The sequence below is a fragment of the Streptomyces sp. NPDC046876 genome (assembly GCF_040645035.1).
GTDB lineage: Bacteria > Actinomycetota > Actinomycetes > Streptomycetales > Streptomycetaceae > Streptomyces.
The window spans coordinates 38,412-51,589 of record NZ_JBEYXK010000036.1 but is presented as its reverse complement, the minus strand read 5'-3'; the positions used below and the strand labels follow the sequence as shown (position 1 = coordinate 51,589).

The 13,178-nt window shown below is 76.1% G+C and carries 9 protein-coding genes; 5 read left to right on the top strand and 4 right to left on the bottom strand.

From position 1 onward, the window contains the following. Window positions 1-485: 485 nt before the first annotated feature. Entirely contained in the window at window positions 486-2,732 is a 2,247-nt protein-coding gene (locus tag ABZ924_RS20395) for an elongation factor G (RefSeq protein ID WP_361911373.1), read from the top strand. A 56-nt stretch (window positions 2,733-2,788) separates the two neighbouring features. Here ABZ924_RS20395 and ABZ924_RS20390 read toward each other — a convergent pair whose 3' ends face one another. Beyond that, entirely contained in the window at window positions 2,789-3,610 is an 822-nt protein-coding gene (locus ABZ924_RS20390) for a MerR family transcriptional regulator (protein WP_361911370.1), read from the bottom strand. Window positions 3,611-3,700: 90 nt separating this feature from the next. Continuing rightward, the gene (locus ABZ924_RS20385) at window positions 3,701-4,282 is read right to left on the bottom strand and encodes a hypothetical protein (protein WP_361911367.1); all 582 of its coding nucleotides are present in this window, start codon (window positions 4,280-4,282) and stop codon (window positions 3,701-3,703) included. Between the two features lie 109 nt (window positions 4,283-4,391). On the opposite strand from ABZ924_RS20385, the gene ABZ924_RS20380 reads away from it, so the two are divergent. Next, window positions 4,392-6,644, top strand: coding sequence for an FUSC family protein (locus ABZ924_RS20380; RefSeq protein ID WP_361911364.1), 2,253 nt, complete (start codon window positions 4,392-4,394; stop codon window positions 6,642-6,644). Here the strand turns inward: ABZ924_RS20380 and ABZ924_RS20375 are convergent. Both ABZ924_RS20375 and ABZ924_RS20370 read right to left on the bottom strand, forming a co-directional pair. Then, complete coding sequence (locus tag ABZ924_RS20375) at window positions 6,572-6,871, bottom strand: hypothetical protein (RefSeq protein ID WP_361911361.1); 300 nt, start codon at window positions 6,869-6,871, stop codon at window positions 6,572-6,574. The genes ABZ924_RS20380 and ABZ924_RS20375 overlap by 73 nt on opposite strands. 438 nt (window positions 6,872-7,309) lie before the next feature. Continuing rightward, window positions 7,310-8,293, bottom strand: coding sequence for a WYL domain-containing protein (locus ABZ924_RS20370; RefSeq protein WP_361911358.1), 984 nt, complete (start codon window positions 8,291-8,293; stop codon window positions 7,310-7,312). Between the two features lie 39 nt (window positions 8,294-8,332). Between ABZ924_RS20370 and ABZ924_RS20365 the strand changes: the two genes are divergently transcribed. The 3 genes from ABZ924_RS20365 (at window position 8,333) to ABZ924_RS20355 (ending at window position 13,152) form a co-directional block, all read left to right on the top strand. Beyond that, a complete protein-coding gene (locus ABZ924_RS20365) occupies window positions 8,333-8,884 on the top strand; it encodes a hypothetical protein (protein WP_361911355.1) in 552 nt (183 codons plus the stop codon). Further along, entirely contained in the window at window positions 8,881-9,387 is a 507-nt protein-coding gene (locus ABZ924_RS20360; RefSeq protein WP_361911352.1) for a DinB family protein, read from the top strand. Before ABZ924_RS20365 ends, ABZ924_RS20360 begins: the two co-directional genes overlap by 4 nt. A gap of 108 nt (window positions 9,388-9,495) precedes the next feature. Then, entirely contained in the window at window positions 9,496-13,152 is a 3,657-nt protein-coding gene (locus ABZ924_RS20355; protein ID WP_361911349.1) for a hypothetical protein, read from the top strand. Window positions 13,153-13,178: the final 26 nt, after the last annotated feature.

The window sequence follows — 13,178 nt, the reverse complement described above, 5'->3', positions numbered from 1 at the left end:
CGGCGGGCCGCCGAAACGTCCGCGCGGGGCGGCACATAAATGCGGTGACCCGCGGCCGCGTGCCTGCCTACACTCGCAGCGCGCGCCGCCACCGCAACGCGGCGCGCCCGCCACCCGGTTGGCGGGGCATCCGAGCGACACCGCAGCGAGAGGGGAACAGGTCATGTGCCGTCAGCGCACCGCCGCCTACGTTCCCCCGTCCCGGTACGACGTGATCCCGGTGTCCCGGGACGCGCGGTGCCCGCTGCGCGGCCGGCACCGTATGCCCGTGACGTACCTGCGAACCCGCTGAAGTCGCCGTACTCCTCCGGTTCGTCCGAGTCCCTCGCGTCCCCCTCCCGATCGCCCCCGCCGTCCGTCCGGTACTCCGTCGACGGCCGGCAGGGCCGGCTGACCGGCGTGGCCCCGGGACTGGGACCGCAGCTCACCCTTCACGTCCGGGAATCGCGCAGCCCTGAACAGCTCACCTTCGAAAGGCCCGGGCCATGCGCACCAGCCGGCGAACCCCCGCCACCACCACTGCCACCGACCGTCCCGCCCTCACCGCCGTCCGCAACCTCGGGATCCTCGCCCACGTGGACGCGGGCAAGACCACCGTCACCGAGCGGATCCTGTTCGCCACCGGCGCCGTCCACAAGCGCGGCGAGGTCCACGAGGGCACCACGGTCACCGACTACGACGACCAGGAGCGCGACCGCGGCATCACCATCTTCGCCGCCGCGGTCAGCTGCACCTGGGACGGCCACCGCATCAACCTGATCGACACGCCGGGCCACGTCGACTTCGCCGACGAAGTGGAACGCTCCCTGCGCGTGCTGGACGGCGCGGTCGCCGTGTTCGACGCCGTCGCCGGCGTCGAGCCGCAGAGCGAGTCGGTGTGGCGGCAGGCCGACCGGTACGGCGTCCCGCGGATCGCGTTCGTCAACAAGCTGGACCGGGCGGGCGCCGACCTCGACACCGCGGTTGTCTCGCTGCGCGAGCGGCTCGGCGTCGTACCCCTGGTGGCCCAGCTGCCGATCGGACGCGAGGACGGTTTCACCGGCCTCGTCGACCTGGTGCGCATGCGCGCCCTGATCTGGCCCGCCGGCTCCGACACGTACGAGACCCATGAGATGCGCGAGACGAGAGAGGGCAGCGAGGTGAGCACGGTGACGGGGCTGGACGCCGAGCTGCGCGCCGAAGCGGACCGGCGCCGGCGCCTGCTGGAGGAGACGGCCGCCGAACTGCACCCGGCCGCCCTGGAGGAGTTCTGCGCCACGGGCGCCCTGTCCGACGGGACGCTCGCCCTCGCCCTGCGCGAGGCGACCCTCGACGGCTCGGGCACGGTCGTCCTGTGCGGCTCGGCCTACCGCAACCGCGGTGTCGAACCGCTGCTGGACGCGGTCGCGGCGTACCTCCCCTCGCCCGCCGACACGCCCCCGGTACGGGGCACCGCGGTCGGCGGCGGCGAGCAGGAGCAGCGCCTGCCCGACCCGGGGGAACCGGTGGCCGCCCTGGCCTTCAAGGTGGCGGTGACGGCGACCGGCCGGCTCACGTACGTGCGCGTCTACTCCGGAACGCTGAGGAAGGGGGACACGGTGCTGGACGCCGGCACGGGCCGCACCGAGCGCGTCGCCCGCATCCTGCGCGTGCAGGCGGACCAGCACACCGAGCTGGAGCAGGCGCAGGCCGGCGACATCGTCGCGGTGGTCGGCCTGAAGGCGGCGCGCGCCGGGACCACGCTGTGCGCGCCGCACGCGCCGCTGCTGCTCGAACCGCCCACGGTCGCCGACCCGGTGGTGTCGGTCGCGGTCGAGGCGCGCCGCACCACCGACACGGGCCGGCTCGCGTCGGCGCTGGCCCGGCTGGTCGAGGAGGACCCCTCGCTGGTCGTGCGCAGCGACCCCGAGACCGGTCAGACGGTGCTGTCGGGCATGGGCGAACTCCACCTGGAGGTGGCAGTGGAGAAGATCCGCCGCGACCACGGGCTGGAACTCGCCGTGGGCCGGCCGCAGGTCTCGTACCGCGAGACCGTGGTGCGCGGCGTGGCGGGCCTGGTCCACCGGCACGTCAAACAGGATGGCGGCGCGGGCCAGTTCGCTCACGTCGTCATCGATGTCGAACCGCTGGAACCGCTGGAAACGCTGGAAACGCTGGAACCGCTGGAACCGCTGGAACCGCTGAAAGGAGAACGACAGGACACGGCCGGGCACGACGGCCGCGGCGACGGCCGGGCCGAGACGGTGTTCGCGTTCGGCTCGACGGTCGTCGGCGGCCGGGTGCCGCAGGAGTACATCCGTGCCGTCGAGGCCGGCTGCCGCGACGCGCTCGCCGACGGCCCCCTTGGCGGGTACCCGGTGACCGGGCTGAGGGTCACCCTCACCGACGGGGCGACGCACTCCAAGGACTCCTCGGAGATGGCGTTCCGTACGGCGGGCCGGGCCGCGCTGCGCGCTGCGCTGCGGGCCAGTGCGATGGCCCTGCTGGAGCCGGTGGCCGAAGTCGTGGTCACCGTCCCCGACGACGCGGTCGGTGCGGTGCTCGGCGACCTCGCGGCCCGGCGCGGCCGGGTCTCCGGCTCCACCGGCAGGGCCGGGACGACCGCGGTCACGGCCGTGGTCCCGCTGGCCGAGCTGTTCGGGTACGCGTCCCGGCTGCGCAGCCGCACACAGGGCCGGGGCACGTTCACCACCCGCCCGGCGGGCCTGGCACAGGTGCCCGAGGCGGTGGCGGTGGAGGTCCTGGCCCGCTGACCGGCAGGGCCGACGGGCCGGGGAGGCGGGGCTCGTCCCGCCTCCCCGGCCCCGGGTCAGGCGTCGTCCAGCGGCGCCTGCAGCTCGGTCACCCACCCGTCCCGGTCCTGCGGGCACTCCAGGTTGACCTCCCGCGGGTACCCGCCCGAGCGGTGGCCGTGGCCGTCGATCCAGCGGGCCAGCGTCTGGGCCGTGGGAAGGACGGCGTCCATCGGGCCGCGGTGCACGATGGTCGCCGCCCGCTCGACGGGCGGCAGGTCGTGGACCCGTACGGCGTCGTCCCGCAGCGGCGCCGCCACCTGGACGGCGGCGTGCACGAGGATCGCGCCGCCGCCCTCCGGGGCGTCCTCGTACCAGGCGACTCCCGGACCGGACGGGCCGGTGCCCGCCGCCTCCAGGCGGCGGAACAGCTCCTCGTAGAGCGGGCCGATGACCGGGCCGATGTCCTCGGGGGCGAAGCTCGCGGCGGTTGCCGTCAGCTCCGCCACCCGCACCGCGGGGATGCTCTTGACGACCACGTCGTCGGTGGGCATGTGGCCCTCCCTCTCGATCGACCGGAGCCTCGCCTCGACCTGCACCAGCCGCGCCGCCGCGGCCGCCATGCCGGCCGCCAGCTCTGCCCGGCGCAGCCGCAGCATGCCCCGCAGCTCCTCGATGCCGATGCGCTCGTCCACGATGTCCTGCACCTGCTGGAGCGTGAAGCCGAGGTCCTTGAGCGCGATGACCCGGTTGAGCCGGGACAGTTGGGCTGCGCCGTAGTGGCGGTAGCCGGTGGCGGGGTCGACATGGGCGGGGCGCAGCAGTCCGATGGCGTCGTAGTGGCGCAGCATCCGGACCGAGACCCGGCCGTGCCGGGCGAAGTCTCCGATGGTGAACATGATGTCTCCGAGCCCACCGCCTGACACGGTGTGAGGGTCAAGCCCGCCGTACGCGGACCGCCGCCGGGAGGGCGGCGGCCGGGCGAGGGGTCAGTCCGAGCAGGCGAACGTTCCGCCGTCCGCGGGGGCTGCCGCCTCGACGCGGTAGACCCGCGGCGGCCGTGCGCCCGCGGGCGGGGTGTAGCCGTACACCTCGCGGGCCTCGTCCGGGTCCATGAAGCGGAGTTCGAGCGTACGGGCGCCGCCGGGGCCGGAGCGGTCGAAGCACAGGTCCGCAGCCTTCGGGCCGGCGGGGCCGCCGGCGCCGGGGGCGGTCTTTGCCGCCCAGCCGTCCGCAGCGGCCGCTTCCCGGTAGAACCCGCTCACCGCCTCCGGCGCCTGCGCCGTGGTGTACAGCCGGCCGGCGTACAGCCATGCGCCGCTGCCGGTGCCGCTGCTGCTGTCGTCGTCGCAGCCCGTGTACGGCTCCGCGAAGCCCGGCGGCGAAGCGGCCCCCTCCGGATGCGCCCCGAGCACCGGCAGCGCCGCCAGGGCCCGGCGCCCGCCCTCCGAGCCCTTGCAGCCCGCCTGCGCCCCGGGCACCGCGGCGCAGCCGCTCAGCGCCGTCACCGCCGCAAGGGCGGCCGCCGCCACCGCCGCGGGCCGCCCGGAGCTCCCCCTCGACATGTCCATGGCCGGAGTATGCGGCATGCGCCGACCGGAAAACACCTCCTGCACGGCCGCTGAGCAGGCACGTTGCGGCAAGGGTGCCGGGTGTCCGCGCCTACGTGATCCTGGTGACATGGGCGGTCACCCCAAGCCGCACACCGAACCGCGGACCACGCGGGGCATCACATCGATGGCCGTGCGGCGCATCGTGCCGCCCAGCGCGGCCCGCTACGCGCCGGCCGCCCGCCGGGCCGCGCGGGTGACCCTGGCCGCCGGGGCCTCGTTCTACCTGTTCCTCTACGGCTTCGGGCAGACCACCGCCGCCACCTACGCCCTGTTCGCGGCCGTGGCCCTGGCCGGGCTCTCCCGCATCCCCGGCACCGGCCGGCAGCGCGCCGCCGTCGTGATCCGGCTGCTGCCGGCGAGCTGGCTGCTGGTCACCGTCGGCACCTACCTGGCCGTACGGACGTGGAGCGCCGTCCTCGGCATGCTCGTCATCGGCTTCTGCCTCGCCTTCCTCGCCGTCGGCGGCCCGCGCCCCGCCGGCGCCGCACCGGGACTCCAACTGCTCTACATCCTGCCGTCCTTCCCGCCCTACGACCCCGGCTCCCTCGCCGAACGGCTCGTCGGCACCACCGTCGGCATCCTCCTGCTCGTCCTGGCCGAGGCGTTCCTCTTCCCGGATCCGCCCGCCCTCCCGTACCGGGAACGCGCCGCCCGCGCCCTCGACACCGCGCAGGCCTGCGCCCGGGAGCTCGGCACGGCCCCGTACCGGGTGACCGGTCCGACGGGGCGCGCGGCCGGGGACGCCGCCACCAGCCTGCGCCCGATGCAGGTGCCGGAAGCCGAGCGCCCCGCCGGTCCGGGGGTACGGGAGCGGGCCCTCACCCACGCCGCCCTCGCCACCCGTACGCTCCTCAGCCGCCTCGCCCTGCTGCCGCCCGCCCCCGAGGGGAGCGACCCGGCGGCCGCCCTCGGCGTGCTCCGCGCGGTCGAACGCACGGCGGCCGAGACGGCCGCACGCATGCGCGGCGCGACGCCCGCCACGGACGCCCACACCGACCTGGCCGAGGCCCGCGCCGTCCTCGCGGCGACCCACTACGACCCCCTCGAGCCCGTCGCCGTGCTGCGTCGGCACGCCGCCGTCCTGGAGGTCGCCGACGCCGCGCTCGCCGTGTCGACCGCCGCCGACATCGCCGTACGGGGCCGGGCCGCCGCGGCGGACGCGCCCGTCAACCGGTTCTGGTACGCGGGGATGAGCGCCCCGCAGCTGTGGTGGATCCGGCTGTCGGGCCACGCCGGCCGGCGCTCGGTGTTCTTCCAGAACGCCGTACGCCTCGCCCTCGCCCTCGCGGCAGCCCGTACGGTCGCCGGCCTGGACACCCTCCCGCACGGGTTCTGGGCGATGCTCGCGACGCTCACGCTGACCCGGACCACGGTGCGCGAGACGCGGTCGACGATCCGGGTGGCCCTGACCGGGACCCTGGTCGGCGCGCTGGTCACGGCCGGGCTGCTCGCCCTGGTGAGCAACGACACGAAGGTGTACGCGGCCGCGCTGCTGCCGGTGATGCTGCTGACGTTCACCGTGGGGCCGGTCAAGGGCGTCGGATGGGCGCAGGCGCTGTTCACGCTGACGGTGGCCCTGGTGTTCGCCCAGCTCGCGGCCGCCACCTGGCGGCTGGCGGAGATCCGGCTGCTGGACGTCCTGATAGGCAGTGCGATCGGCGCCGTCTTCGGGCTGCTGGCGTGGCCGCGGGGCGGCCACGACGAGCTGAGGCACTCGGCGGCGGTCCTCATGCGCGGCGCGGCGGAGATCGTCGTCGCCACGACCGCGTCGATCGCCGCGGGAGGGGTGCGCGAACCGCTGCCGTACGTACCGGGGCACCGCTCGCTGCGGCGCATGCTGATCCTCGCGGAGTCGGCGTACGCACAGTTCCAGAGCGAGCCGGCGGGGCAGGGCCGGATGCTCGGGGCCCCCGGGGCCCACAGGGCCCATGGGCCTGACAGCACCGACAGAACGGAACCGGACTGGCAGGCCGTGATGATGGCCGGCCACCACACCCTGTGGGGCTCGGACCGGCTGCTGTCGCCGCCCCCGCCGGCGAGCGGCCCGGCCGCGCCCGTCGTGGTGCCGCCGCTCGGCCGGGAGGCCGCCGCGGAGGTCATGCGCCTCGGCGACCGGGTCGCAGGCCGGCTGCTGCTGGTCTCGGCCGCCCTCGACCCCGGCGGCGACACACCGCCGACCCCCGTACCGCTGCGCGATCCGGCGTTCGACGGCTTCGAAGCGGAACCGGACGGCGCCACACGGCTGTACTACGCGGCCGCGTCCTGGCTGGACTCCCTGCTCACCGACCTGGAGCGGATCAGCGGCACCGACCGGCCCTGAGCCGGCGCAACCGGCGCCCGGCCCCGGTAGCAGAAGGCCGCGACACCCCGGCAGACGCCGGACAGCAGCCAGTACGGCGCCCACAGCGCGAGATCCCAAGGGGCCTGGTAGGACGCCAGGCCCGCGGACTCCGCCGGGACGGCGGCCGGGTCGTACAACACCTGCAGGTCCCCGGCGAACCCGTACCCCGGCACCCCGACCGCCCGCGCCAGCATGAACACGCACACCGGCCAACTGCCCACGACGGTCCGGGGCCGCGTCCAGCAGGAAGCCGACGTACGACAGCTGCGCCGGCCGCAGGTCAAGCCGGGCGCGCCGGCGGCCGGGCCGCTCGGGGCCGCGGGAGCCGAGGAACCGCCGCAACTCCTTGCGCAGCCGCGCGGGATCGCCGGCGACGGCCTGTGCTGCGAAGTACTCGGCGAGGGTCCGGTGCAGGAACAGGAAACCGGACTCGCCCTGGGTGAACAGCCCGCTGTGCCGCAGGAGATCCGCCAGGAACCGGCGCCAAGTCTCCTCGGATTCGGATTCGGGTTCGGTCAGGTCGGGAGGCGCGGCCTCCGGGAAGCCGAGCAGTGCTTCGAGGACGTCGAACTCCGCAGGGGCGTGGGGCAGGCTCTGCCCCACCTGCTGTGCGGCGAGGCGGGCGACGAGACCGCCGGATCCGGTCACACCCGGTGTCGTTCGGCCACCGCCGCGGCGGTGACGGCGATCCGGGCCCGAAGCTCAGGCGGGCCGAGGACCTCGATGTCGGCGCCCAGCGCGAGGTACGCCGCCTCGGCACGGTCCAGGGATTCCACGGGCAGCACGGCGCGGGTCCAGCCCGCGAGCTCCGGGTCCGGGACACCGCCGGCCGCCACGGCCGCCGCGTCGTCGGCGTTCAGGCGGGCCAGCCCGCGCGGGGAGAGCCGTACCTCCGCCCGCCCCCGGTACAACCGGTCCCGGAAGTCCGCCCGGGCCCGCTCCCAGTGCGCGGCGAGGTCGAAGTCCGGCGGCGGCGCGCACTCCTCGTCGGTGACGGCCAGCTCCAGGATCCGGTCCACCCGGTACGTACGCGGCGTGGGCTCCGGCTCGGGCCCGTCTGCGGGAGCTGCGACCACGTACCAGCGGCCCGCCTTGAGCACCAGCCCGTACGGCCGCAGCCGGCGGTCGACGTCGGTCGGCTCCCTCCAGCGGCGGTAGCGCACCTCCAGCACCCGGCCCCGCCACACCGCGTCCGCAACCCGCGCGAGGAACGGCACCTGCGTGTCGGGCGCGTACCAGCCGGGCGCGTCGAGGTGGAAGCGCGCCCGCATCCGGTCGGCCTGCTCCCGCAACCCGGGCGGGAGCGCCGCCCGCAGCTTGAGCTGCGCCGCCGCCAGGTCCCGGCCGAGGCCGAGTTCGGCGGCCGGACCGGGCACACCGGACAGGAACAGTGCCTCCGCTTCGCCGCTGCTGAGCCCGGTGAGCCGCGTCCGGTACCCGCCGAGCAGCCGGTACCCGCCCCGATGGCCCGCGTCCCCGTACAACGGCACACCGGCCGCGGCCAGCGCCTCCACGTCCCGGTAGACCGTACGCACGGACACCTCGAGCTCCCGCGCGAGCTCGGCGGCGGTCATCCGCTCCCGCGTCTGGAGCAGGAGCAGGATCATCACGAGCCGGCTGGACTTCACTGCCACACGATGTCAGTGGAGCCCTCCTACGGTCCACCCATGACTTTCGCGGAGAAACTCCTCACCACCCGGCCGCCGATCGAGGTCGCGGGCCGCCGGATCAAGCGCTACCACGTCACCGCCGACCCGGCCGGGATCGAACCGGAGGTGGAGGAGGCGGCGTACCGCTTCCTGCCCGAACTCCTGCGCACCCTCCCCGAACCGGACGGAACACCGCCGGGCGGCTTCCTCGTCCTCCACCGGGGAGGGGACGACGGGGCCTACCTGAACGTGTACAGCTGGGTCTGGGACAACGCTCTGCACTTCGCGGGCGGGGCGGCCGGGCAGCCGGTGCTCGGCTGCCCGGACCGCGACCCGACGCACTTCGTCCGCCTGGACCGTTCCCTGATCGGCTGCGTCTGGGAACTGCCGCCCCTCGACCACGAACGCAACGCCTGGGTCCGCCACCTCCTCGCCGCCCCGGCCCCGGACCTCGACGCCTACCTGGCCGACACCCTCCCGGCGGGGACCACCGGACGGAGCGGGACCGGGCCCTCGACCGCAAAAGGGCTCGACACCGGCCGCGGCGATCGTGGACCCTTCGTGCGATGACCAGAATCGACGACACGCCGCCCGCGTGGGACGAGCGCACCCAGCTCACCACGTTCCTCGACTACGCCCGCGACACCGCCCGCGCCAAGTGCGAGGGCATATCCGCGGAGAACGCCCGCAAGGCGCTCCTTCCCGGCTCACCGCTGATGACCGTCAGCGGAGTGATCAACCACCTCCGCTGGGTCGAGTACTACTGGTTCCAGGTGGTCTTCCTCGGCGAGGAGGACGAGGGCCCATGGACGGAGGAGGACCCCGACCGCGAGATGCGCATCGCCGTCGACTTCCCGCTCCCGCAGTTGCTCGACGAGTACGCCGAGCAGAGCGCCCGCTACCGCGAACTGGTCGCGGCGCACGCCCTGGACGAGCAGGCCCGGCGAGCCGTCCGCAGCGGCCTCCACGTCGACCTGCGCTGGATCCTCCTCCACCTCACCGAGGAGACGGCCCGCCACAACGGCCACCTGGACATCCTGCGCGAGATGCTCGACGGCACGACCGGCGGCTGAGGGGCCCGAGGGGCGGCTGAGGGGCCCGAGCGGCGCGTGAAGGTCCCGAGCGGCGCGTGAGGGTCTCGGGCCGAGGGGTTGTCAGACCCCTTTCCTAGCATGGCGTCCATGAGTACCTCGCACGACAGTTCGGCCGCGCGGACGCTGCGCTCGCTCCTCGGCCTGCCCCGGGAGGCCCCGGCCGCGGCGCCGGCCGGAGCCTCCCTGCGGGCCGTGGCGGAAGGACGGCCCGCCCGGACGGTGGCCGGCGCCGTCGCCGCCGCCGCAGGGCCCGACGCGGAGACGGGGCAGCTCCTCGAGGCGCTGGTACGGGACCACCTCGGCGGGGACGCCGAGCGGTGGCTCGGCCTCCATGACGCCCTCGCGACCCACCGCGGCACGCTGCCCGAGCTGTTGGCCGACGTACCACCGCCCGCACACCCCGTACCGCCCGCGTCCCCCGGTGGCCTGCGCCCGCCGGCGCCGCGCAGCGTCCACGCCACCCTGGCCCTGCTCCTGGAGCACGCGCCGCCGAAGGACGCGGCCGCCGCCGTGGCCGTCCTGCCGGACCGCACCCTCGACGGACTGCTCGCCACCGGCTCCCTCCCCGGCCCGGCCGTCACCGCCGCGGTCACCGAGTACGGCGACCCCCGCACCCGGACCGCCCTCGCCCGCCACACCCGCCTCGACAGCCGGGTCCTGGCCCGGCTGTTGGACACCGGTGACCCGCAGGTCGGGGCCGCCGTCTACCGCAACCCCCGCGCCACGCAGTCCCTGCGCCGAACCCTCGTGCACCGCCTCGACCGGATCCCCCTGGACGAGGCGCTGTACGCCGAACTGGCCGACCGGGGCGCTAGCGTGCCGCACACCTGGCTCGCCCCGCTGCTCGGATCCGGCGATCCGCAGCTCGCCGCCCGCGCCCTGATCGGCGGCGCCCGGGGCGTCGCCCAGCAGTACGCCCTGGTCCGGGTCTGGGAGCGCACCGGCCCGGAGGCGGTGCGCGCCCTCCTCGACGACCCCGGCGTCCGCAGGTGCATGAGCCGGGCCGTCGTCTCCGACGTCGCCGGGGCCCTCGCCGCGGACGACGGCTCGGATGACGGTTCGGGCGAGGCGCTGCGCGCGCTGCGGGAGCGGTGCGAGCCGTACGAGGACCCCGCCCGGCTGCCCGCCCTGCTGGCCACCACGCGCGGTACGAGCAGCCTGCGCGACCTGCTGTCCGAGCCGTACGTCCACGACCTGAACGCCCTCGCGCAGGCGCACGCCGCCTCGCCGTTCATGCCGAAGGCGAGCGAGGAACTGGCCCGCCACGAGGCCGCGGACGACACCCAGCGGCTCGCCTTCCGGCTCAGCACCCTCAACGCCCCCTGGCGCACGGGCGGCCGGCGCGCCGGCAACACCGCCCCGCCCCGGCAGCGCCTCGCAGAGGAGGAGCTCGACGACCACGCCGGCCTGTGGGCCGAAGGCATGGCCGCGGCAGGACTGCTCAACCCCGTCGACCTGATCGCCACCGCGCACCCGGCGGCGCGCGCCCTGCACGCCCTGGACCGCCTGGCCCGGCGGAAGCTGCTCGGCGGCGCCGCCGTTGCCGCCCTGCACGAGCTGGCCGCCGACCGGCTCGGCGACCGCCCCGAGGCCTGGGCCGCGTTCGACACCCTCCTGCCCCGGCACCCGGGCACGCTCAGCGAGGTGCTCACCGAAGCCGGGAAGGCCCCGGCCCCGCAGAGCGACGGCTCCGGCGGCTCCGGGGGCGCCGGCGGTACGGGTACGGGCGCACCGACCGCCGGCCCGCAGGACGGCGAAGCGGCCGCCCCCGACACCCGCCCGGCGGCGCCGGACCGCAGTCCGGCAGTGGCGGAAGCGGCCGAGGCACCCGCCGTTCCCCGCGGCCCCCGCATGGCGGCGGCACTCGCCGCCCTCGACCTCCTGCGCTCCCTCGCTCCCGGCGAGGTCCCGCTCCCCGCCGACCCGGGCGTGCTGCGCTTCCTCGCCCACCACCACGGCGACACCGCCCCCGGCCTCGCCACCCCGCAGTGGCTCGTCGAGGCCTGCGCCGCTCACGGCATCGCACCGCCCCACGGCTCCTGGCCCACTGCGCCCACCCCCGACGAGATCCTCGCCGCCCCCGTGACCACCTGGGGCACCGGCGTCCAGCCCCTCGAACGGGCCTACACCCAGGGCATCGTCCAGGCGGCCGACCTCACGGCCGTGCTCCCGGCACGCCACCTGCTGCAGCTCCCGCACGACTGGCGCCGCCTCGCCTTCGCCGCCGCCTGGCGGGCCGAGACCGGCCGACTGCTGCGCGCCGAGCTCGGCACCGACCCGGACGCCTGGCTCCGGCTCGCCGACACCGCGGCCGGCACCGCCGGACACGCGGGTTCCACGGCCTCCGGCGAGAGCGTGGGCGGGCCCGGCTGGGTGGAGCTGCTGCGGCTGGCCCGGTCCGGCGACACGGCACCCGCCGGGTACCGGCCGCCGGAGGAACGCGCGTACGCCTCGTACACCGCCCGCCCCGACACGCCCGACGAGGCCGTCCGGATGGCGGACCGCGGCAACCACCTCTGGCTCTGGCCGATCGGCACCCTGCTGTGCGTGGCCGACGACGCCGAGGTCGTCGACGCCGTCCTGCCGCGGCTAGGCCCGGACGGGCCCTGGCTGCTCGCCGCCTACCTGCTGCGGCACGACCGGACCCCGCGGACCGTCCTCGACCGGCTGCTGGCCGGGCGCGATCCGCAGGCCCTGCGCGTCCTCGCCTCCCAGACCCGGTGGCTCTCGCCCGGCGCCGCGGAGCTGCTGGCCGACCTCGGCGAGCCGGACGTCGACCTCGCGCTGCTCCGCCACGGCACCACGGCGCAGGTCGCCCGCCGCATCGTGGCCCGCTCCCGCCCCGGCGGCACACACCCCGCGGAGGGGCTCGGGGCGCGGGTCCTGGCCGTGCTGCGGGCCGATCCGTCGGCCGGGCCGGTGGGCGACGACCGCTGGCTGACCTCGGCCGAACCGGACCTGATCGAGGAGGTCTTCGCCCGGCGCACCGGCCTCAGCCTCGCCCAGCAGGTGCTCGGCTGCCTCCACCTGTGCGAGCACGGCGGGCGCGACCGGCTCGCGGCGCTCGTCGCCCGCGGAGTCCTCGGCCAGGCCGCCACCACACTCTGCGTCAAGGCACTGGAGTCCGGCGACCCGGCCGCCGTGCTGCGGGCCCGCGCCGACCGCGAACTGGCCCCCGGCAAGCTCGTCGCCCGACTGCGGCGGGCCACCCACCACTGGCAGACCACCGGTGTCCTGCGGGACCGCCCGTACGGGATCGACTGGGAGGCCGTGGAGAGCGCCCACGCGGAGGATCCGCTGCCGCAATGGCCGTACATCGTCCGCCATCCCGACGCGCCGGCCGCGCTGCGGCTGCGCCACGCCGGGCTGGTGGAGGAGCCCGGACCGGACGGCCTGCCCGACGGGCCCGAACTGACCCTGGCGCGGGCCCGGCACGGCCTGGGCGGCCGCCACGGCTGCGCCGCCGCCACCCAGTTCGACGGCTTGCTGGCCTCGGGCCACCTCGGCGCCGCCGACCTCCTGCACGAGGCGGCTCCGGCCGCGGTGGTCCTCGCGTACCTGAGCGGCGCGTCCCGCCGCGCCGATGCCCCGCCGCAGGCGCAGGCCGCCCTGGGGGCCTTGGCCGACCTGGTCGCCGCCAGGCTGGGCACCGACCCGGGGGCCTGGTCCCGGGTAACGACCCGCCTCACGGCCCGAGACCCCCACTGGAATCCCTCGTCCCCCGTCACATCTCTCCTCACCTGACCCCGGCTCCGCCCGCCCCCACGCCT